The organism is Streptomyces sp. CA-249302, assembly GCF_050936785.1.
GTDB lineage: Bacteria > Actinomycetota > Actinomycetes > Streptomycetales > Streptomycetaceae > Streptomyces.
This window is the reverse complement of the sequence record NZ_JBNJMG010000001.1, coordinates 10,408,321-10,429,653: the sequence shown is the minus strand read 5'-3', so window position 1 is coordinate 10,429,653 and position 21,333 is coordinate 10,408,321. Positions and strand designations below refer to the sequence as shown.

The following is a 21,333-nucleotide window of genomic DNA, read 5'->3' as shown; positions in this document are numbered from 1 at the left end:
TCACTTCACCGCGCCGGCGGTCAGACCCGAGCGCCAGAAGCGCTGGAGGCAGACGAACGCGACGATCAGCGGGACGACGGCGACGAGGGAGCCCGTGATGACGAGCGAGTAGTACTCGGGCTGCTGCTGGGTGACGCTGTTCCACATGAACAGGCCCAGGTTGACCGGGTAGAGCCGGTCGTCGTTGAGCATGACGAGGGCGCCGAAGAAGTTGTTCCAGCTGGCGGTGAACGAGAACAGGAAGATGGTCATGAAGCCGGGCGCCAGCATCGGCAGGGAGATGCGGGAGAACAGGCGCAGTTCGCTCGCTCCGTCGACGCGGGCGGCCTCCAGGACCTCGTTCGGTACGTAGCCCTCGGAGAAGACGCGGGCGAGGTAGACGCCGAACGGGTTGACCAGGGCGGGCAGCAGCAGCGCCCAGTAGGTGTTGACGATCCCGGCCTTGGTGGCCAGCAGGTACATCGGCAGCTGGATGACGGTGCCGGGGACCAGGACACCGCCGAGGACCAGACCGAACAGCTTCTCCCGGCCCCTGAACTCGTACTTGTCGAAGGCGTAGCCGGTGGCCACGCAGATGAGGGTCGAGGCGGCGGAGCCGATGACGGAGTAGAGGATGCTGTTGCCGAACCAGCGCAGGTAGATGCCGTCGTTGAAGGTGAAGACGTCCCGCAGGTTGGTCAGCAGGTTGAAGTCGCCGAAGGCGAAGCCGGAGGTGGCGAAGAGGTCGCGGTGGTTCTTGGTGGCCGCGAACAGGAGCCAGCTGACCGGCATGAGCGTGTAGCAGGCGGCGATGGTCAGGAGGCCGTTGACGGCGCCCTTGGAGAGCAGGGTTCTCACGCGGCTGCCGCCTTCCACCGGTTGCCGATCCTGGTGACCAGGTAGGAGAGGAGGACGCCGAGCGCTGCAAGGAGCAGGGAGCCGGCGGCGGCCAGGCCGTAGTCGTGCTGCACGAAGCCCGCCTTCCAGATGAACAGGGTGGGCGACCACTCGGTGTCGATCGAGGGCGCACCCCGCTGGTTGAGGAGCTTCGGCTCGGTGAAGATCTGGATCGCTCCGACGCAGGTGAACAGAACGGTCATGACGACCGCCGAAGCGATCATCGGCACCTTGATCCGCAGCGCGGTGCGCAGGGCACCGGCGCCGTCCACCACGGCGGCTTCGAGCACTTCGCGCGGCACGGCCTGGAGGGCGGCGTAGAAGATGACCATGTTGTAGCCGATCCACTGCCAGGCGGTCAGGTTGACCATCGACGTGAGCACATGGTCGTTGCGGTAGAAGTCCCAGGTGCCGCCGAGCGCTCCGATCCAGTCGAGCACCGGGCTCAGGCCCGGGGTGTAGAGGTAGATCCAGACGATCGAGGCGATCAGTCCGGGGATCGCGTGCGGTACGAAGAGCGCGAGTTGGAAGAAGCGCTTGGCGCGGGCGAGCGTGGAGTCGAGCAGGAGCGCCAGGGTGAGCGAGGCGCCGATCATCACCGGGATGTACAGGGCGCAGTAGACGGCGATGTGCGCGAAGGAGTCCCGGAATCCGGCGTCGGACAGCGCCTTGGTGTAGTTGTCGAGCCCGCTGAACACCCGCTCGCTGCCGCCGAACCCGAGCCCCGAGGAACGCTCCTGGAACAGGCTCATCCACGCCGCGTAGCCGATGGGGGCCGCCATGACCACGGCGAACAGGACGAAGAACGGGGTGATGAACAGGATGGCGGTACGACGCTGGGTGCGGCGCGGCCCGGCTGTCCGCGGTGGCGCGGCCGGCGGGCGGGGTTGTGCCGGGCGGCGTACGGGAGGGGCGGTGGGGACTGCCACGGCGGCTCCTTGACGGGGGCGGATGGGCGGGCGGGGTCGGGAAGGGCAGCGGTCGGGGCGTGTTCCGGGCGCCCCGACCGCTGCGGCTCTCGGCTCAGTCGGCGAGCTTCAGCCCGCGTTCCGTGATGCCCGACTCGGCCTTCTGCTGGCCGGCCTCGACGCCGGCGGTGAAGCCGGACTTGGCGGTGGCGTCCTGGATGGCGGTGTAGACGTCCATCTGGTCCGGGCCCCAGGTCCAGCCGGGGACGATGGTGTCGACCTGCTCGGAGGCCAGCTTGTAGAGGTCCTGGCCGTTCAGGTACGAGGTGTCGAACTCGGCGGCGGCCACCTCCCGCATCTCCGGGTTGGCGGGCAGCGCGCTGCTGGGCGACTCGAGGTCGGCGAGGCGGGCCTCGACGCCGGCCTTGTCCGTGGTGAGCCAGGTGATGAACTCGGCCGCGGCCTCGGCGTGTTCGCTGCCCTTGAGGACGCCGTAGGAGCTGCCGCCGTAGTTGCCGCCGGCCGCGGTCCCCCAGTTGGGCAGGGGCGCGGCGGCCCACTTGCCCGTGAGGTCGGGCATGGAGGTCTGCATGCCGCCGGCGGACCAGGAGGCGCCGAGGAAGGAGAGGGTCTTGCCGGAGGTGCGGGCCTTGGTCTCCTCGGGGCTGTAGCCGGCGTAGGACTGCACGAGGTCGTCCTTGATCAGGCCGTCCCAGTAGGAGGTGACCTTCTTGGTCGCGGTGTCGTCGACGCCGGCCTTCCAGGCGTCGCCCTCGGTGGCGAACCACTTGCCGCCCGCCTGCCAGGAGAGCGCGGCCAGCAGCGCCGGGTCGTTCTTCGGCATGGAGGCCAGGCGGACGCTCTTGTCCTGCTTCTTGACCTTCGCGGCGGCCGTCCTGAACTCGTCCCAGGTCTTGGGGACTTCGATGCCGTACTTCTTGAACAGGTCGGTGCGGTAGTAGTACAGCTGCGGGGCGGCGTCGTAGGGCACGGTCCAGGTCTTGCCGCCGAAGGTGACGAGGCTCTGGATGGACTTCGGGAACTTCGTCTTGACCGTTTCACCGGCGTACTTGGTCAGATCGATCAGATTGCCCTGGCTGGCGAACTCCGGGACCATCTGGTACTCGATGGTGGCCACGTCGGGCGCGTTGCCCGCCTTCACGGCGTTGGCGAGCTTGCTGTAACCCTCCGTGCCGCCCGGTATCTCGGTGAAGTTGACCTTGATGTCCTTGTGCGTCTTGTTGAACGCCTCGACCGTCGACTTGGCCCCGAGCGTCCAGGTCCAGTAGGTGAGGGTGACCGGTCTGCCGCCTGCGGCGGATCCGGTCGAGTCGCCGTCGCCGCCGCAGGCGGTGGTGAGCAGGCCGAGGGCTGCGACGGCGGCGAAGGCTGCGGTACGGAACGAACGTGAAGTGCGCGTCATGCACTGCTCCTACGAGACCTCGTAAGGGAAGAGGCGGTCGCAGGACATCTTTTGCGCGCACACGATCGGAGTCAAGAGCGTTCGCGCAAGACAATCAAAACGATCGTCCAACGCTCACTAATCGATCGCTTCGGCGATCGGCCGCCCGCCGCAGGACGCGCGGATCCTCAACTCCGGAAGAAGTTCGATGTGCTGACGCGGCCCAGGACGCTGCCCGCCCCTGCGCTCCGCGAGCCGCTGGAGCAGCAGCTTCGCAGCAAGCTCGCCGACGGCATGGGTCGGCGGCGCGACCGTGGTGAGCGGTACGTCGGCGAGGCCGGCGACGCCGTCGTCGTACGCGATGAGCGCCAGGTCCTCCGGCACCCGGATGCCGCGGGCCTGGAGCCGGGGCAGGAGCACGATCGCGTCCTCGTCGCTGTGCACGAGCGCCGCGGTGAGGCCGCGCTTCTGCACCGCCTCGGCCAGGTAGTCGACGCTGGCCTCGTAGTCCCCGTGTTCACGCACGGTCGGTGCGCCCGGGTCGGCCTTCAGGCCGAGCGCCCGCACGGCCGCCTCGAAGCCGGCGGTGATCTGGACGGCGTGCGGGCCCTCCTGGAGTACGGCGGCGATCCGGCGGTGGCCGAGGGCGGCGAAGTGGCCCACGGCCACCGCGGCCCCGTGCGCGCGGTCGGTGCCGACGCGGTCGAGGGCGGCCGCCGGGTTTCCGGGCGGGGCCGAACGCTCGACGAGGACCGTGGGCACCCCGTGGTCCCGCAGCCACTTCTCCTGGCCGTCCTCGGGGACGCCACCGAACCAGCTGGGCGCCACCAGCAGGCCCTCCGCCCCACCCGAGACGAGGTGCCCGGCCTGCACGGAGTCCTCGGCGTCGACATATCCGCTCACCCCGAGCAGGAGCCGTCCGCCCTGGGCCGCGACCGCCTCCTGGGCGCCCCGGACGATGTCCGCGAAGATGATCTTCGTGGTCGGCACGATCATTCCGATCACCGCGCCCTCGGCACCCTCGGATCGCCCCCGCTCCTCGGCGGCGGTTTCCTCACCGGGCCAGACCACCGCGCCGTGCAGCCGGTGCACCCGCCCCTGCGCGGCCAGCGCCTCCACGTCCCGCCGCAAGGTGACCGCGGAGACGCCGAGTTCGGCCGCGAGGTCGGCGACGCGCAGGCTCCCCCGCTCCCGGACGAGTTCGAGCACCTTCTCGTGGCGCTGGTCGACGTGCAGTCGCATGGGCTCCCCCTGGAGCGAGGCCGGACGGACGGTCTACGGAACGATCAACTCTAGGCCCACCATCGTATCGATCGCTTGTGATCAATACGATCGACCTGCACGCGGGGAGCACTGAGTTCCCTCACACATGTGCACTGAGTGCCATCAGAGGCGCCCGGATGCTACGTTCCGTGCATGAAGACGGAGGCGGCGGCCGGGAAGCCACCGATGCGGGACGCCCTGGTGGCGGCGGCGTTCCAGCTGTTCCTGGAGCGGGGCTACGAGCAGACGACCGTCGACGACATCGTGGCCCTGGCCGGCGTGGGACGGCGCTCGTTCTTCCGCTACTTCCCGTCCAAGGAGGACGTGGTCTTCCCGGACCACGAGCGCTGCCTGGCCGACATGACGGCCTACCTCGCCGACAGCGCGGGCGACGACGAGCCCGTGCAGCGGGTGTGCGACGCGGCCCGGCTGGTGCTGCGGATGTACGCCGAGAACCCGACCTTCTCCGTGCAGCGCTACCGGCTCACCAAGAAGGTGCCCGGGCTGCGCGCCTACGAGCTGTCGGTGGTGTGGCGCTACGAGCGCGCCCTCGCCGAGTACCTGCGCGCGCGTTTCGCCGGCCGGCGCGACGGGACGCTCCAGGCGGACGTGATCGCGGCGGCCGTGGTGGCCGCGCACAACAACGCGCTGCGGTCCTGGCTGCGTTCGGACGGACAGGGCGACGCGAGCGCGACGGTGGACCACGCGCTGGGGTACGTGCAGTCCGCGTTCGGCACGTCACCCGCTCCGCTGCCCGACGAGCAGCCCGAGGACGTGGTCGTGATCGTCTCCCGGCGCGACGCCCCGCTGTGGCGCGTGGTCCAGGAGATCGAGTCGGCGCTCGGCCGCGGCTGACCCGCGGCAAACACCCGCCAAATTCAGGGTACGCAGTGCCTTTACGGTTGGCACTCAGTGCCATACATTGGGGCTGTGCACGGTGGCACAGCGAACCGCGCACGTGGGATTCCGCGCGAGCGCAGGGAGTTGACCAGCGTGTACCACCACTCAGGAAGCGTTGCTCGTCAGGCCGTCGGCTCCGGGGCCGGTCTGCTCGATCCCATGGCGTCGGACTCGGAGACGATCGTCTTCCAGCGCTGCAACTGGTGCGGTACGTCGATGTACCACCGGCTGCTCTGCCCGGTCTGCCAGGGCAGCGACCTGCGGACCGAGCGCAGCGAGGGCGTCGGCACCGTCCGCCATGCCACGATCGTGCACCGCAACACCCCCGCCGCCCGCAATGTCTCGCTCGTCGAGCTGGCCGAGGGCTTCGTGGTGCGGGGCAGGGTGATGGGCCCGCTGATCGGCATCCACAGCGGTGACCGGGTCCGCCTGTCCACCGCCAAGGACCCGGTGCGCGGCGAGCCGGTCTTCCAGCTGGTCGACGAGCCCTACCGCGCCTGGACCTGACCGGCCGGTCCCACCCCCGGGATCAGGTCCCGGACGGCGACGGGCCGTCCCGTCTCGAAGCACCGGTTGGCCGCGAGGCCCACGGCCAGCGCGAGGGCGCCGTCGCGTTCGGTGGCGGTGGGGTGCCGCGCACCTTCCGGGTCCTGAGCGCCTCCCTGATCCGCCGGACCCCCACCGAACGTGTGCACGTCCCGTCCGGCGTCGACCGGCCCGAACAGCGCGTCCAGCATGCGCGGGTCTCCCCCGCCGTGCTCCTCGTGGGCGGCATCGAGAGGGATGTCGACCGGCGGCCGCCACAGCGGGCGCAGCGTGAGCCGAGCGCCGCCCGCGTGCTCGGCGGCCGTGTCTCCGTGCAGAGCGCCGCTGCCGGAGGTCACCCGCGTGACCGGCGCCTGCCAGCGGCTCTCCTCGACCTCCAGCTCCAGCCGGCCCGCGCTGCCGTTGAACATCACCCGGTAGCCCTCCCACGGCGAGTACGCGGTGAGGTGGTACGTCATCGTCGCCCCACGCGTGTAGCGGACCAGGACCGACATGTCGTCCTCGATGGTGACCGGGCCGCCGAAGACATTGCGGTCGCGGAGATATCCGTCGTCCTGCTCGGCGTCGAGGTAGAGGGCGCGCAGGGTGTCGTTGGCCGCCAGGTCGAGGGCGAACGGGTCGTCGGCGGCGGCCTCGGCACCGTGGGCGCGGTCGTACTCCCGGCGCAGCCCGTGCCGTTCGCCCGCCGCACGGCCGTAGAAGCCGAGCCTTCCGTAGCCGAAGACCTCCTGCGGCTCGTCGGCGAGCCACCAGTTGACCAGGTCGTAGTGGTGGCTCGACTTGTGGACCATCAGGCCGCCGCTGTTGTGCTTCTCGCGGTGCCAGCGGCGGAAGTAGTCGGCGCCGTGCCGGGTGTCGAGGAGCCACTCGAAGTGGACGGAGAGGATCTCGCCGATCGCCCCCTCCGCGAGCAGGGCGCGGACCTTCTCGTGGACCGGGTTGAAGCGGTAGTTGAAGGCGACGGTGAGTGAGTTGCCGGTGGTCCTGACCGTGTCGAGGATGCGTGCGCAGCGGGCCGCGTCGACGGTCATCGGCTTCTCGGTGACGACGCGGCAGCCCGCGCGCAGCGCCGGGACGATGTAGCGGTCGTGCTCGGCGTCGACGGTGGTGACGACGACCTCGTCGATGTCCTCCTTGACGAGCATGTCGGTGAAGCGGTCGGGTTCCCAGGTGGTGGCGGTGGGTTCGCCCTCCGCGGTGAGCAGCCTGTTGTGGAAGGCCATCCGGGTCGGGTTCGGGTCGCACAGGGCGGCCACGCGGTGGCCGGGGCGGGCGGCGAGGCCCCGGGTGAAGGTCTGGGCGCGGTGGCCGGTGCCGACGACGGCGGCGCGCAAGGGGGTTCGGCTCATGGGGTTCGGCTCATGGGGGTGCCCTATCCCGGAGGCCGGCCGAGCATGCCTGCCCGGCCCGGTTGGCGCGAACGAGTCGTCGGACGTCGATCACATCCTCGTACACAGACAACCCACAGCCTCCGTCTTACGTCCTCCGGTACGCGAGGGGCCTCCGCCGACCAACGGGGTGCCTGAGCTCGCGACTTGAGGATCTGAACCTGAGGAGGGGCATCTTGATCCGTGCCCGGCGAATATGGGTGACCGCTGTTGCGGTGCTCGCGGTGGCGGGGGGATCGCCAGGGTTGGCACAGGCGGCGCAGCCGTCGGATGCCGGACCGTCGGCGGCGGTGGCCGACAACGGCGGCGGCCTGCCGCCCGGTTGGAAGGTCACCGGTGAGGGAGCCGGCCGGCAGCTGGTGTGGCGTTCGAGCGCACCGGTCGCGATGGGGGACGCGCACGTTGACTTCTACGCGGGCGAGCGGCTGCTCGGCCATCCGGAACCGGGGAGGGACGGGCGCACGTTCCGTCTGGACCTCGCGGACACCGGCGCGGCGTCGAGCCCGCTGAAGAATCTTGAAGTGCGCGCGGGTGGGCGGGAGTTGGACGCCGCCGGCCGTTCCGAGGCTCCGCGCGGGCGGAGTTCGGCGGCAGCGGCCCGGCCGCCCGCGCAGCTTCCGGCGAACTCCGTCGACCCGGGCAAGCCGGGTTCTTACGGCACCACCACCGGCGAGTACGACCTCGACCCGGTGAAGCTGCCCGACTTCCCCGAACCGGTCGAGATGAAAGCCGTGGTGGTCGCGCCCAAGGGCGTCACCGGCAAGCGGCCCCTCGCACTGTTCCTGCACGGCCGCCACTCCACCTGTTACAAGGGCGAGGACGTGACCGGCGACTGGCCCTGCCCGCCAGGCACCAAGCCGATCCCGAGCTACCGCGGCTATCTGCGCGACCAGCAACTTCTCGCCTCGCAGGGCTATGTGACCGTGTCGATCTCGGCCAACGGCATCAACGGCCAGGACTACGCGGCCGAGGACGGCGGCGCGCAGGCCCGCTCCTCGCTGGTCCGGCAGCATCTGGCCCGCTGGGCCGACTGGGCGGCGAACCCGGCCTCGGCGCCCGCCGTCGTCCGTGCCGCGCCGAAGGCCGACCTCTCCCGCGTGCTGCTCGTCGGGCACTCGCGCGGCGGCGAGGGCGTCAACCGTGCGGCCCTCGACAGCCTCTATCCGCCGCCCGCCGCGCAGGACGGCTACCACGGTCCGGTGCGCTGGCACATCCGCGGCAACGTGCTGATCGGTCCGACGATCTTCGGCCAGAACCCGGTCGCGGACGTGCCGTCGGCCACGATCCTGCCGGGCTGCGACGGCGATGTCTCCGACCTCCAGGGCGAGGTGTTCGTCGACGGCACCCGCGGGATCAGCGCGGGCAAGGCGCTGCACAGCGCCGTGTACGTGGTCGGCGCGAACCACAACTTCTTCAACACGGAGTGGACTCCGGGGCAGGCCCAGGCCCCCTCGGACGACGACTTCTACAACGACCCCGAGCAGCGGGACCCGGTGTGCTCGCCCGGCACCGCGACCCGGCTGACGGCGAACCAGCAGCACAAGGCCGGCAGCACCTACATCGCGGCCGCGGCCCGGCTGTTCCTCGCAGGCGACGACAAGGTACGGCCGCTGCTCGACGGTTCCGGCAGGCGGGCACCCTCGGCGGACCCGGCGCGCGTGCTCACCCACGCGGTCGGCGCGAACCGCGTCGGCGGATTCCTGCCGGACGGCAGGATGTCGGTGACCGGCGGGCGCCTCTGCTCGGCCGTGGACCCGGCCACCGACGTGGCCTGCCTCGGCCCCGGCACCAAGGGCTCCTCACCGCACTTCGCACAGTGGGAGACCGAACGCGAGGTCGGCCGCCGCGCCGTCGAACTGCACTGGACGCGGGCCGGATCGGCCGTGCAGGTGCGCCCGGACGCACCGGTGAAGCTCGCCGGTGGCAAGGACCTGGCCATCCGCGTGATCGTCCCGCCCAACTCCAGGGGCACGAAGCTCGACGTGTCCCTCACCGACACCCACGGCAATCGGGCCGGGCTCGGCCGCGTCACCGTGGACGGGCTGCCGGGCACCGAGCGCACCGCCTCCTACTGGGCCCGCGAGATCCGCGTCCCGCTCACCGCGGCGACCCGGGCCGGCCTCGACCTGAAGCACGTCAAGTCCCTTGAACTGACGCCTCGTTCGACCAAGGGACAGGCCTGGCTGATGGACGCCTGGGGCTGGCGCCCCGGCACCCCGGCGGTACGGGAGGCCGCACTGCCGCGCGTCGACATCGGCCGTACGACCGTCAAGGAGGGCGACTCCGGCACCCGCACCTACTCCGTGCCGGTGCAGGTCTCCGGGCAGGGCAGCGGCCAGGTGCGCGTCTACGTCGTCGACCCGGTCACCGGCGCGGCCGAGCAGCACCTGGTGACGGTGCGGCCGGGCGGCCATGACATCGACGTACCGGTGACGGTGAAGGGCAACACGCGCTTCTCGTACGACGTCGACGACACCGTGCTGGTGAAGGCCGTCCGGGGTGCCGTGATCGGCTCCTACCGGGGTGGGATCACCGTGCAGAACGACGATCCGATGCCCGCGGTGAGCGTGACGCCGGTCGCGGACCGGGTCACCGAGGGACAGCCCCTGAAGTGGAAGGTGTCGCTGTCCGAGGCGGCGGACGTGGACCTCGGCGGGTATTTCGCCGTCGCTCCCGTCACCGCGGGACCGGAGCTGTCCACGAAGGACGTGGATCCGGCGTGGCTGGAGAACGCCTCCGGCGAGAAGCCGGATCCGGAGCGCCCGCTGTCGTCGATCAAGTACCTGTTCCTTGGCGCGGACATCCCGGCCGGGAAGCTCAGCGGCGAGGTGGACCTGCCCACGATCAAGGACCAGGTCGCCGAGCCCGCCGAATCGGTCCTCTTCCAGTCGACCGACGAGAACGGCGACCCGACGCCCGCGGGTCCGGAGCTGAAGGGCACGGTGCTGGACGCGTCGTAGGCCCGCACCGGTGGTGATGGCGGCCGTGCGGTTACCGGAAGGGGGCCGCACGGCCGCACGCGTGTCAGGGGGCGAGCGTGACGCGGATGCCGACGGTCCCCTTCAGGCCGCGCCGCACGCGGCTGCCGAGCAGGGTGAGGCGGCCCGCGATGCCGTACTTGCGGGCGATCAGCCGCCGATAGTGGGCGACGGTCGCCTCATCGGTGAGCTCGGCGGTGGCCGGGAGCTGGGCGCCGGTCGGGTTGCCGCGCAGGTCGCACGGGCCGACGAGGATGTCGCCGCGGGCCCTGATCCGCTTCACCTTCCAGGAATCGGCGACCGTCCACACACCGAGCGTGTCGCCGTCGCGCACCACCCACACCGGGGTGGCGACCGGGGTGCCGTTCTTGCGGAAGCTGGTGACCAGCAGGTACTTGCCCGCGGCGAGCCGCTCCAGCGGCGTGTCGTCCATGCGGGAAGTCTAGGCACCCTTCGTGGCGTGGAGGAGTTCCAGGTAGCGGCGGGCGAAGAGGTACGCGTCCCCCGGCCAGCGCGCCGACAGGTAATGGCCGTCCTGGACGACGAAGGCGGGCGAGTCGTCGGTGGCCGTGCCGCGCCGGGTGAGCACGCGCGGACCGCGTTCGAACTGGGCATCCGCGTCGGCGAGGGCGGCGCGAACCTCGTCCTCCACATAGGCCGGGTAGGTGCGGTAGTAGCGGCCGAGGCGCCAGGCGGTGGTCAGGTAGGCGGTGCGCTCCATGTACTTCGGCAGGCAGGTCGTACGGCGGTCCGCGAGGACGCTGCGGCCGGTGGCCGGGTCCTCGGCGCGGGCCAGGACCAGCACCCCGTGGCAGATCGCGCCGACCGGCCGGCCCAGCGCCCAGAACCGGGCGACCTGCCGTTGGAGCGCGGTGGAGCCCAGGTACTGCCGCATGCCGGGTGCGTGTCCGCCGGGCAGCAGCAGTCCGTCGTACGCCGTCACGTCCACGTCGGCCCAGGCGACGGGCGCGGTGAACTCCGGGGCGGCGGTGAGCTGCTCGTAGAACCGTTTGGGTTCGTCCTCCGCTCCGAGCTGCCCGAAGAGCACGCCGGTCAGCAGTCGCGGGTCGGCCGCGGGCCGGGTGCCGGCGCGTTCGGTGGCGAGGACGACCTGGTGTCCGGCGTCGGTGAGCAGCCGCCAGGGGACGACGACCTCGGTGACGTCGAAATCGTGGTCGGGGACGGGCATGAGCACGCGCATGGACCCATCATGCAGGGCTGCCACGTGTCCATGACACCCCGACCGCCCACGTCAGCTCCCGTCGAGCGCCGCCACCATCCGCCGTACCCCCTCCGCGAGCACCTCCGGCGAGGTCGCCAGGTTCAGGCGTGCGTATCCCTCTCCCCCGGTGCCGAAGGGGATCCCGGAGTTCAGGGCCACCCGGCCGCGCTCCAGGAACACCGCTGCCGGATCGTCGCCGAGACCGAGCGGGCGGCAGTCGAGCCAGGCGAAGTAGGTGCCCTCGGCCGGATGGCAGATGATCTCGGGGAGGTGCTCGGCGAGCAGGTCGGCGAAGAGGAGGCGGTTCTCGTCGATGCCGGCGAGCAGTGCGTCCAGCCAGGCCGTGCCGTCGGTCAGGGCGGCGGTGTGGGCGATGATGCCGACGTGGCTCGGGCCGTGGCTGACCTCCTCGGGCAGCCGGGCGAGGTCGGCCGCAGCGTCGGAGCCGGCGATCGCGAGGGCGGCCTTCAGGCCCGCGAGGTTCCACGCCTTCGAGGCGGACATGAGCGACAGGCCGCTGTCCGCGCCGCACACGCTCAGGTAGGGCACGAAGTCGACGCCGCTCGCGACCAGCGGGGCGTGGATCTCGTCGGCGACCACGCGGACGCCGTAGCGGTCGGCGAGGGCGGCGACGGCGGCGAGTTCCCCGGCGGTGTGCACCGTGCCGGTCGGGTTGTGCGGGCTGCACAGCAGATAGGCGGCCCGGCGCCCGCCCGCGACGGCGTGCCGGAAGGTCTCCTCCAGCGCGCCGAAGTCGATGCGCTGATCGACGCCGAGCGGGGCCTGCAGCACCAGCCGGTCCATGTGCTCGACGAAGTGGAAGAACGGCGGATACACGGGCGAGTTGACGACGACCGGATCGCCGGGTCCGGTGACCAGTTTGATCATTTCGACCACACCGAGCATCACGTCGGGCACGATCGCCGTACGCTCCGCCGCGAGCCCGTCCCACCCCCACCGCTTCTCGGCGAAGCCGGCGAGCGCCTCGGCGTATGCGGTCCCTGCGGGGTAGCCGGTGTCGCCGAGCGTGAGGGCGTCGGTGACCGCGCGGACGACGGGTTCGGCGAGGGGGACGTCCATCTCGGCCACCCACAGCGGCAGCACGTCGGCCGGGTAGGTGCGCCATTTCATGCTCGTACGGGCGCGCAGGTGGTCGAGGGAGAGTGCGCGGAGGGGATTCGGTTCACCGGCCGGGTCGTGCGGGATCCTGGTCATGAGGCACAAGATAGGGGGCCGTGGGGTGACCTGGAACGAGCTGGAAGTGGCCTGCGACGAGTCGGGGTCGGACGGCGAGAATCTCACCGGCGGGAACACCGATGTCTTCGCGCACGCCAGTGTGCGGCTGCCGGTCGATTCCGCGGCCGGGTTCGTGCAGGAGATCCGGAACCGGATTCGCTCGCCCGCGGAGGAGTACAAGGCGAACCATCTGCTGCGGGAGAAGCATCGGGCGGTGCTGGAATGGCTGCTGGCGCCCGGCGGTCCGATTCACGGGACGGCCCATGTGCATCTGACGGAGAAGGCCTTCTTCGTCGTCGACCGGACCGCCGACCTGCTGCTCGACGACGGCACCGAGGGCCTCGCACTGTTCCGGGACGGCCCGCGGGCCTTCGGGGAGGAAGGCTGGCGGGAATTCCTGGAGGCCGCCAACCAATTGCTGCGCGTACGCAATGACGGAGAGCCGGCCGAGCCCGTCGACACCTTCTTCCGTGCGGTGGACGATCTGCGGCGCACGCATTCCCGTACGGCTCTCGCACTCACCCTGGAACGGCTCGCGGCGGCCCGCCCCCGGGCGGATTCCTATCGTGCCGCCATCCTCGACAGGCCGGTCCTGGTTCCGGTCCTCAATCCGCTGCTGCCGGCCATCGTGCGGACGGCCGCCCACTGGAGTGCGGGCGGGCGCCGGGTCCGGCTCGTGCACGACCGGCAGAACATGCTGACGCCGGAGCGGATCGCGTGGATCGAGGAGACCGCCCGGCGCGCCGGGATCGGGCTCGACGGGGTGCGGCTCGTGGTCGCGCGCGAGGACCCGCGGGTGCAGCTCGCGGACTTCCTCGCCGGGATCGCCCGCAAGATCGCCTCCGACGTGCTGCACGGACGGGCGGACCCCGTGCTCACGGCGTTGCTGCGCCCGTATGTCGACCCGGCGTCGGTGTGGGGCGACCCGGCCGGACGGGCCCTGTTCGGGGAGGAAAACGGCGTGGGAGAAAACAACCGCTCCGTACCCTCTGCGGATTTCAACTCGGCCGTCTAGATTTCCCATTGACAACCTTGACGCCCCCCACCCGGCACCGCAGGAGCTGAACCCGTGACCGAGAACCACGCAGCCACGGAAGATCCCGCCGCTACGCTGCGCAGACGCATCAACACCCTGCGCCCGCACACGGCCCGGATCTGGAACTACTGGCTGGGCGGCGGGGACTACTACGAGGTGGACCGCGTGGCCGGCGACCGGATCCGCGAACTGCATCCGGAGATCGGTGAACTCGCCCGCGCCGACCGCCTCTTCCTGGGCCGGGCCGTGCATCACCTGGTCGCCGACGTCGGGATCCGGCAGTTCCTCGACATAGGCACCGGCCTGCCGACCGCCGACAACACGCACGAGGTCGCCCAGCGGCTCGCACCCGACGCGCGGGTCGTCTACGTCGACAACGACCCGCTGGTCCTGGCGCACGCCCGCGCGCTGCTGACCAGCCACCCCGACGGCCGTACGGACCATCTCGACGAGGACCTGCGCAACGTGGACGCGATCCTGGAACGCGCCGCGCACACCCTGGACTTCAGCCAACCCGTCGCCCTGATGCTGCTGGGCGTGGTCATCTTCATCGGCGAGGACGAGAACCCGTACGGGATCGTGGGGCAGCTCATGGACGCCCTGCCGTCCGGCAGCCACCTGGTCATCTCCCACACCATCACCAGCCCGGCGATGCCCGGGGTGGACGCGGCGGTCCATTTCTGGAACGAGCACGGCACGCCGACGCTGACCCAGCGCACTCCGGAGGCCGTCGCCCGGTTCTTCGACGGCCTGGAGGTCCTGGAGCCGGGCATCGTCTCCTGCTCCCAGTGGCGGCCCGAACCCGACGAGGACGGCGGGCCGCAGGCCGTGGGGATCTACGGCGGGGTGGGCCGCAAAAGGTGATCGGTGGGGCGGGCGGCATGAGGTGAGTTGATCGTCCACCCACTGAACACTCCTGTCCCGGGCGACGTATGGAGTAGGGGCGCTCAACGACCGGAGGGCCCCGCGGTGTCACCACCGCGCGTTCGGGTTCGGGAGCCATGCATGAGGCACGCACGACGACGGATCGTCCGGCGAGTGACGCGACTGGCGGCCGTCGGCGGACTCCTCCTCGGAGGAGCCATGGTCACGCAGGCCGCGATGGCCAGTGAGACTCCCGGCACCTCGGCCGTCCCGTTCAGCTCCACGGACGGCACCCCGGGTACGGGCGCCTCGCTCGTCTCCGAGCTCGGCACCGCGCGCACGGCGGGCACCTGGATCGGTGCCGACGGGAAGACGGTCGTCGCGGTCACCGACCAGAAGGCGGCCGCCCAGGTCGAACAGGCGGGCGCCGAGGCCAAGATGGTCGGGCACAGCATGAACGAGCTCAAGAAGGCGACGGCGACCCTGCGTTCGGCTCCCCGGGTGGCGGGGACCGCCTGGGTCATGGACTACCGGACGAACCAGGTGGTGGTGCAGGCGGACAGCACCGTCTCCGCCTCGGACTGGTCGGACATGACCAAGGTGGCGTCCGGCATCGGCAGTTACGTCCGCATGCAGCGCACCGAGGGCACCTTCACCACCCGCGTCAACGGGGCGGTGCCGATCCTGTCGACCGGCGGGCGCTGCTCGGCGGGCTTCAACGTGACCAACGGGCAGAGCGACTTCATCCTCACCGCCGGGCACTGCGGGCCGACCGGCTCGGTCTGGTTCGCCGACAACCGCGGCTCCCAGCAGCTCGGCAAGACGGTCCAGCAGAACTTCCCTGGCAGCGACTTCTCCCTGGTCCAGTACGACAGCGGTACGGCCGGGCAGGGCGCCGACATCGTGGCGATCGGCAACGGCAACGGGGTGCGGATCACCGGCGTCGGCGATCCGGCCGTCGGGGAACGGGTGTTCCGCAGCGGCAGCACCAGCGGACTGCACGACGGCGAGGTGAAGGGCCTCGACGCCACGGTCAACTACCCGGAGGGCACGGTGACCGGGCTGATCGAGACGAACGTGTGCGCCGAACCCGGCGACAGCGGCGGCCCGTTGTTCTCCGAGGGCATCGCGCTCGGGGTGACCTCGGGCGGCAGCGGCGACTGCACGTCGGGCGGCACGACGTTCTTCCAGCCGGTGACGAAGGCGATGCAGGCGCTCGGTGTCCAGCTGATCGTGTCGAAGCAGGCCGCCGCCGGCCAGAACGCCTCGCAGAGCCCCGCGCCGTCCGCGTCGGCCACGCACAGCGCGATCGCCCCGAACACCACCACGCCCGGTTCCACGGCCCCGACGACGGGCCTGGCAAGCGGCTCGACCCTGCTGGCCCGCCTCACCGACCCCCGCAACATCGGCCCCGGCATGCTGGTCATCGGCGGCAGCCTGCTGGCCCTGGTGGCCACCCGCTACATCCGCGCGGAACAGGACCGCAAGGAGTACCGGCGCTACTACTCGGCCACTTGGGGCTGACGGCACCCACCGTCTGCCTCCGGGCGACTCGCGAGTGCAGGAGAGTCAGGCCGCGACAGCCGGACAGGGCTCCCCAGAGCAGATCGACGGGGTGGACGGAGCCGACAGGCGCCCGGCGGGACAGCATACGGGCGGTGAAGTCGACGATGCCGTGGCAGACCGTCGAGGCCAGTGCGAGGAGAGGGCCCGTCCCCTCAGGGGTGCCCAGGTCCGGCGCCGGAGTGCGCCGCGGGCTTCGGAGGGCGGTGGTCAGGCGGCCCGCGCGGGCTGCGGGGCCGCGGCGGCCCACTCGAGGACGAGCCGCTGGTACTCCTCGCGCTGCTCGCCGCTCAGTGTCCCGCCCGACCGGCGCCACAGGGCGCGGATCTCCTCGTTGACCTCGTCAGCCGAGCGATCGGTAGCGGGTTCAACAGTGGTGGACATGGTGTGAAGCATACGGCTCCGGGGGTGAAGGCGATGTGAGTAATCACTAAGGAAACAGACATATCGGACCGTGTTACTGATCACGTCGATCTGTCGAACCAGGGCGGGAAGTTCGCAACATCCTTCGGGGAGTTGGCGGGATTGCCTGCGAATCCTCACCCGTCGGCCGCCCCGAGCACCAGCACCTGAATCGCCAGGACGGCGGCACCGCGGGCCCAGTCGTGAAAGTCGGACACCTTGGTCTCCAGCGCGACCGGGGCGGCCCGCGGATGCCGCTGAGCGGCGATCGCCGCCCGCACCGAGTCCCCCGCCACGTCCATCAGGCCGACCCCCTCTCCGGCAAGCAGGATCTTCTGCGGCATCACGAAGTTGGAGATCTGCGCGACCAGGATGCCGAGCGCGCGGGCGGCCTCGGCGACGACCCGGGCGGGCATCGACTCGCGGGCCGCGGCCAGGGCGAGGATCTCCTCGTAGGTGTGGTCGCGGCCGGTGGCGGCCCGGACCTGGTAGCGGATGTTGGGGATGGTCAGCAGCGAGACGGCGCTGCCCCGCTCGCCGTCGGGGGTGAGCGGGCCACTGGGGTCGATGATCCAGTGCCGGCCGAAGCCCCGGTCCTCCTCGGCGTTGGGCACGCGTCTGCCGCCCAGGACCAGCCCGTAGCCGATGCCGGCGCCGATGGTCAGTACGACGAAGCGGTCCAGGCCCCGGCCCGCCCCGAACCAGGTCTCGGCCTCGACGAGGGCGGCGACGTCGTTCTCGACGACCACGGGCAGGCCCGTCCGCTCCTCGACCAGTCCGGCGAGGGGCACGTTGCGCCACCGCAGGAAGGGCGACTCCCCCACCACGGAGCGGTCCTCGACGAGGCCGCCGACGCCGATGCCGATCCCGGCGAGCCGCGGGTGGGCGGCCGCGAGCTCGGCGGTCATCTCCGCGAGCAGGTCGGCGACCCCGGCGGGCTCGTGGGTGGTGAGGGGGCGGTCGTGGCGGGCGACGATGTCACTGCGCAGGGTGGTGACGACACCGTAGACCATGTCCTCGGTGATCTTGAAGCCGATGAAGGAGCGGGACTCGGCGACGACGTCGAGGGGTTGCGAGGGGCGGCCCTGGCGGACCTCCGGCGGGGCGCCGGCCTCGGTGACCTCGATCAGCAGCCCGGACTCGATCAGCGGCTTGGTCAGCCGGGTGAGGCTGCCCTGGGAGAGGTCGAGCCGGCGGGCGATCTCGGTGCGCGACAGCGGGCCGTTCACCAGCACCTCGATCGCAACCGAGCGCTCACCGGGACTGAGCGGAAGCCAGCTGGCGGCAACTGTGGTCATGGACGTCAGACTCCCACATGTTTTCTTTTACCGTGAAAGCAACCAGCTCAGCATAGTGCGCTGAAGGGGTTCGGAAAAAGATGTGGGCCACCCCCTTGACGCATTGATTCTTTCGCAACAAAAGTAAGTGACCGAGGACGAGCCGCCGCGGACGAGGGAGTCTCCCGATGACCATCGCCTCCAGCAGCCCTCCGTCGCGTCTGCCGCTCGGCGGCGCACCGGAGGCCCGCACGACAGCGAGGACAGGACGGCGGGCCAGGGCCCGTGAGGGCGGGGGCGACGGACGGCTCGCCGCGGTGTTCATCGCACCGGCGCTGCTGGGCTTCACGGTCTTCCTGCTCTGGCCGACGCTGCGGGGCATCTACCTGAGCTTCACCCGCTTCAACCTGCTCACCCCGGCGAAGTGGGTGGGCCTCGACAACTACGTGCGGATGGTCCACGACCCCATCTTCTGGGACTCGTTGAAGGTCACCGTCGAGTACGTGCTCATCAACATCGGCATCCAGACGGTGTCGGCGCTCGCCATCGCCGTACTGCTGCAGCGGTTGACCCAGTCGGCCATGCTGCGCGGGATCGTGCTGACGCCCTATCTGATGTCCAACGTGGTCGCGGGTCTGGTCTGGCTGTGGATCCTGGACAACCAGCTCGGCATCGGCAACCAGATCATCGCCGGACTCGGCTTCGACCGCGTCCCGTTCCTCGCCGACGAGACCTGGGCCATCCCGACGATCGCACTGATCAACGTGTGGCGGCACGTCGGCTACACCGCGCTGCTGCTGTTCGCGGGACTCCAGGCCATCCCGAACGACGTGTACGAGGCCGCGAAGGTGGACGGCGCGAGCGAGTGGCGGATGTTCTGGCGGATCACGATGCCGCTGCTGCGGCCGGTCCTGGCGGTCGTTCTGATCATGACGGTGATCGGTTCGTTCCAGGTGTTCGACACGGTCGCCGTGACGACCGCGGGCGGTCCGGCGAACGCGACCAACGTGCTCCAGTACTACATCTACGGCGCGGCGTTCGGCCGCTTCCAGTTCGGCTACGCCTCGGCGATGTCCGTGGCCCTGCTCGTCGTGCTCAGCGCGATCACCGTCCTCCAGTACCGGATCACCCGGGCCGGCCAGAGCGACCTCGGCTGACGGGAGAGGAGACCGACATGGCTGCCGTGACCACCACGACCACGACCGCGCGAACACGACCCCTCAGGCGCCGGCCCTCCCTCGGCCGGATCGCGGCCTGGGCGGTGATGGCCGCGATCGTGCTCGTCACCCTGCTGCCGTTCTACTGGATCCTGCGCACCGCGCTGTCCACCAACTCCGGGCTTGCCGCCCACCCCGGCGATCCGCTGCCGGTCGACATCACCACGGGCGGTTTCGAGCGGGCGCTCGGCCTCCAGTCGACCAAGGAGGCGATCGCACAGGGCGGTGCGGGCGGCGGACTGAAGTTCTGGCGCTATCTGCTCAACTCGGTGATCGTCTCGACGCTGATCACCGTCTGCCAGATCTTCTTCTCCGCGATGGCCGCCTATGCCTTCGCCCGGCTCCGCTGGCGCGGACGGGACAAAGTGTTCGGTCTGTTCCTGGCCGGGCTGATGGTCCCGGCGATCTTCACCCTGCTGCCGAACTTCGTACTCATCAAGCAACTCGGCCTGGTGGACACGCTGCTCGGGATCTCGCTGCCGACGATGTTCATGACGCCGTTCGCCGTGTTCTTCCTGCGCCAGTTCTTCATGAACATCCCGAGCGAGGTGGAGGAAGCGGCACTGCTCGACGGCGCCGGGAAGGTGCGGATCTTCTTCCGGGTGCTGCTGCCGATGGCGTCCACGCCGATCATGACGCTCGCGGTCCTGACGTACATCACGGCCTGGAACGACTACTTCTGGCCGCTGATGGTCTCCTACAGCGACAGCTCCCGGGTCCTGACGGTTGCCCTCGCGGTCTTCCGGGCGCAGACCCCGCAGACCGGCACCGACTGGTCGGGGCTGATGGCGGCGACGCTCATCGCGGCCCTCCCGATGCTCGCGCTGTTCGGGTTCTTCGCCCGCCGCATCGTCGGGTCCATCAGCTTCACCGGCATCAAGTAAGGGGACGAACATGCGAGTTGGGATGCGTACGGTCACAGCACTGACCGGAGCGCTGGCGCTGTCCCTGGTGAGCGGATGCGCCAAGGGCGGCGGGGCCGGGTCCGCGTCGGACACGGTGACGTACTGGCTGTGGGACGCCAACCAGCTGCCCGCCTACCAGGCGTGCGCCAAGGGCTTCGAGCGGGAGAACCCCGGACTGCACGTGAAGATCACCCAGTTGGGCTGGGACGACTACTGGACCAAGCTCACCGCGAGCTTCATCGCGGGCACCGGGCCGGACGTGTTCACCGACCACATCCAGAAGTTCGGCCAGTTCGCCGACCTGAAGGTGCTGGAGCCGCTGGACGACCTGGGCATCGACCCGGCCGCCTACCAGAAGGGGCTGGCCGACAACTGGATCGGCCAGGACGGGCACCGCTACGGCGCTCCGAAGGACTGGGACACGGTCGCCCTCTTCTACAACCAGAAGGCGGCGAAGGACGCGGGCCTCACCGCGGATCAGCTCAACTCCCTCTCCTGGAACCCGAAGGACGGCGGCACCTTCGAGAAGGCCATCGCCCGTCTCACCGTCGACCGGAACGGCAAACGGGGCGACGAGCCGGGCTTCGACAGGAACCACGTCAAGGTGTACGGCCTGGCCACCAACGGCGGCGGGGACGGCGACGGCCAGACCCAGTGGAGCAACTTCGCCGCCTCCGCAGGCTGGACCTACACCGACAAGAAGCGGTGGGGCAAGGAGTACCGGTACGACAGCAAGACCTTCCAGTCGGTGGTCAAGTGGTACTTCGGGCTGGCCAGGAAGGGCTACATGGCGCCCTTCACCGACTACAACTCCCAGTCCAGCCAGGCCAACACGCAGGTGGCGGCGGGCAAGGCGGCGGCCGCCTTCGACGGCGCCTGGATGATCTCGACGTACGCCGGCTTCAAGGGCCTGAAGATGGCCACCGCTCTCACCCCCGAGGGACCGACCGGCAAGCGCGCCACGATGATGAACGGGCTCGCCGACTCGGTCACCAAGAACGCCCGCAACAAGCCTGGGGCGTTGAAGTGGGTCAAGTACCTGTCCTCGGACGAGTGCCAGAAGACGGTGGGGAGTTACGGCATCGTCTTCCCGGCCACGCCCGACGGGACCAAGGCCGCGGTGGCCGCGTACGAGAAGAAGGGCCTCGACGTCTCGGCGTTCACCAAGCCGGTCGCCGACAAGAAGGACTTCACGACCTTCTCCTATCCGATCACCAACTACGCGGCCGATGTGTACGCGTTGATGCATCCGGCCATGCAGGACATATTCGGCAACGGCAAGTCGGTGACGAGCCTGAACCGGACCAACAGCCAGATCAACCTCATTCTCGACCAGTGAAGGGCATGTCC

The 21,333-nt window shown here is 70.3% G+C and carries 19 protein-coding genes; 9 read left to right on the top strand and 10 right to left on the bottom strand.

Going from position 1 to position 21,333, the window contains the following annotated elements; translation table 11 throughout:
* From ACQEWB_RS47205 to ACQEWB_RS47190, 4 genes are all read right to left on the bottom strand, one after another.
* On the bottom strand, positions 1-771 hold the full coding sequence (locus ACQEWB_RS47205) for a carbohydrate ABC transporter permease (protein ID WP_432844371.1): 771 nt from the start codon (positions 769-771) through the stop codon (positions 1-3).
* A gap of 62 nt (positions 772-833) precedes the next feature.
* Positions 834-1,805, bottom strand: a complete 972-nt coding sequence (locus tag ACQEWB_RS47200) for a carbohydrate ABC transporter permease (RefSeq protein ID WP_432842695.1) — start codon at positions 1,803-1,805, stop codon at positions 834-836.
* 94 nt (positions 1,806-1,899) lie between these two features.
* Positions 1,900-3,207, bottom strand: coding sequence for an ABC transporter substrate-binding protein (locus ACQEWB_RS47195; protein ID WP_432842693.1), 1,308 nt, complete (start codon positions 3,205-3,207; stop codon positions 1,900-1,902).
* Between the two features lie 117 nt (positions 3,208-3,324).
* Complete coding sequence (locus tag ACQEWB_RS47190; RefSeq protein ID WP_432842691.1) at positions 3,325-4,428, bottom strand: LacI family DNA-binding transcriptional regulator; 1,104 nt, start codon at positions 4,426-4,428, stop codon at positions 3,325-3,327.
* A 207-nt stretch (positions 4,429-4,635) separates the two neighbouring features.
* Here ACQEWB_RS47190 and ACQEWB_RS47185 point away from each other — a divergent pair, with 207 nt between their 5' ends.
* Positions 4,636-5,304 carry a TetR family transcriptional regulator gene (locus ACQEWB_RS47185; protein WP_432844369.1) on the top strand — a complete coding sequence of 223 codons (669 nt, stop codon included), beginning with the start codon at positions 4,636-4,638 and terminating at the stop codon, positions 5,302-5,304.
* Between the two features lie 138 nt (positions 5,305-5,442).
* Positions 5,443-5,856: a Zn-ribbon domain-containing OB-fold protein gene (locus ACQEWB_RS47180; protein ID WP_432842689.1), complete on the top strand. Its 414-nt coding sequence runs from the start codon at positions 5,443-5,445 to the stop codon at positions 5,854-5,856.
* On the opposite strand, the gene ACQEWB_RS47175 is transcribed toward ACQEWB_RS47180, so the two are convergent.
* A complete protein-coding gene (locus ACQEWB_RS47175; protein ID WP_432842687.1) occupies positions 5,838-7,244 on the bottom strand; it encodes a Gfo/Idh/MocA family protein in 1,407 nt (468 codons plus the stop codon). The genes ACQEWB_RS47180 and ACQEWB_RS47175 overlap by 19 nt on opposite strands.
* Positions 7,245-7,459: 215 nt before the next feature.
* On the opposite strand from ACQEWB_RS47175, the gene ACQEWB_RS47170 reads away from it, so the two are divergent.
* Positions 7,460-10,243 (top strand): alpha/beta hydrolase family protein, encoded by a 2,784-nt coding sequence (locus ACQEWB_RS47170; protein ID WP_432842685.1) that lies wholly within the window; start codon positions 7,460-7,462, stop codon positions 10,241-10,243.
* 64 nt (positions 10,244-10,307) lie between these two features.
* Here ACQEWB_RS47170 and ACQEWB_RS47165 read toward each other — a convergent pair whose 3' ends face one another.
* Genes ACQEWB_RS47165 through ACQEWB_RS47155 form a run of 3 tightly spaced genes read right to left on the bottom strand, consistent with a single transcriptional unit; the run spans position 10,308 to position 12,698 of the window.
* Positions 10,308-10,694 carry a PPOX class F420-dependent oxidoreductase gene (locus tag ACQEWB_RS47165; RefSeq protein ID WP_432842683.1) on the bottom strand — a complete coding sequence of 129 codons (387 nt, stop codon included), beginning with the start codon at positions 10,692-10,694 and terminating at the stop codon, positions 10,308-10,310.
* Positions 10,695-10,703: 9 nt separating this feature from the next.
* The gene (locus tag ACQEWB_RS47160) at positions 10,704-11,462 is read right to left on the bottom strand and encodes a type 1 glutamine amidotransferase domain-containing protein (protein ID WP_432842681.1); all 759 of its coding nucleotides are present in this window, start codon (positions 11,460-11,462) and stop codon (positions 10,704-10,706) included.
* A gap of 51 nt (positions 11,463-11,513) precedes the next feature.
* The gene (locus ACQEWB_RS47155) at positions 11,514-12,698 is read right to left on the bottom strand and encodes a MalY/PatB family protein (RefSeq protein ID WP_432842679.1); all 1,185 of its coding nucleotides are present in this window, start codon (positions 12,696-12,698) and stop codon (positions 11,514-11,516) included.
* Between ACQEWB_RS47155 and ACQEWB_RS47150 the strand changes: the two genes are divergently transcribed.
* From ACQEWB_RS47150 to ACQEWB_RS47140, 3 genes are all read left to right on the top strand, one after another.
* Positions 12,697-13,734 carry a hypothetical protein gene (locus tag ACQEWB_RS47150; protein WP_432842677.1) on the top strand — a complete coding sequence of 346 codons (1,038 nt, stop codon included), beginning with the start codon at positions 12,697-12,699 and terminating at the stop codon, positions 13,732-13,734. The two genes, ACQEWB_RS47155 and ACQEWB_RS47150, sit on opposite strands and share 2 nt — an antisense overlap.
* A 54-nt stretch (positions 13,735-13,788) precedes the next feature.
* A complete protein-coding gene (locus ACQEWB_RS47145) occupies positions 13,789-14,619 on the top strand; it encodes an SAM-dependent methyltransferase (RefSeq protein WP_432842675.1) in 831 nt (276 codons plus the stop codon).
* A 141-nt stretch (positions 14,620-14,760) separates the two neighbouring features.
* Entirely contained in the window at positions 14,761-16,143 is a 1,383-nt protein-coding gene (locus tag ACQEWB_RS47140) for a S1 family peptidase (protein WP_432842673.1), read from the top strand.
* Positions 16,144-16,392: 249 nt separating this feature from the next.
* Here ACQEWB_RS47140 and ACQEWB_RS47135 read toward each other — a convergent pair whose 3' ends face one another.
* The gene (locus ACQEWB_RS47135; RefSeq protein ID WP_242767312.1) at positions 16,393-16,578 is read right to left on the bottom strand and encodes a hypothetical protein; all 186 of its coding nucleotides are present in this window, start codon (positions 16,576-16,578) and stop codon (positions 16,393-16,395) included.
* 143 nt (positions 16,579-16,721) lie between these two features.
* Complete coding sequence (locus tag ACQEWB_RS47130; protein ID WP_432842671.1) at positions 16,722-17,882, bottom strand: ROK family protein; 1,161 nt, start codon at positions 17,880-17,882, stop codon at positions 16,722-16,724.
* 167 nt (positions 17,883-18,049) lie between these two features.
* Between ACQEWB_RS47130 and ACQEWB_RS47125 the strand changes: the two genes are divergently transcribed.
* Genes ACQEWB_RS47125 through ACQEWB_RS47115 form a run of 3 tightly spaced genes read left to right on the top strand, consistent with a single transcriptional unit; the run spans position 18,050 to position 21,322 of the window.
* The gene (locus ACQEWB_RS47125) at positions 18,050-19,018 is read left to right on the top strand and encodes a carbohydrate ABC transporter permease (protein WP_432842669.1); all 969 of its coding nucleotides are present in this window, start codon (positions 18,050-18,052) and stop codon (positions 19,016-19,018) included.
* Between the two features lie 17 nt (positions 19,019-19,035).
* Positions 19,036-19,962 (top strand): carbohydrate ABC transporter permease, encoded by a 927-nt coding sequence (locus tag ACQEWB_RS47120; RefSeq protein WP_432842667.1) that lies wholly within the window; start codon positions 19,036-19,038, stop codon positions 19,960-19,962.
* Between the two features lie 10 nt (positions 19,963-19,972).
* A complete protein-coding gene (locus tag ACQEWB_RS47115; RefSeq protein ID WP_432842665.1) occupies positions 19,973-21,322 on the top strand; it encodes an ABC transporter substrate-binding protein in 1,350 nt (449 codons plus the stop codon).
* Positions 21,323-21,333 lie beyond the last annotated feature (11 nt).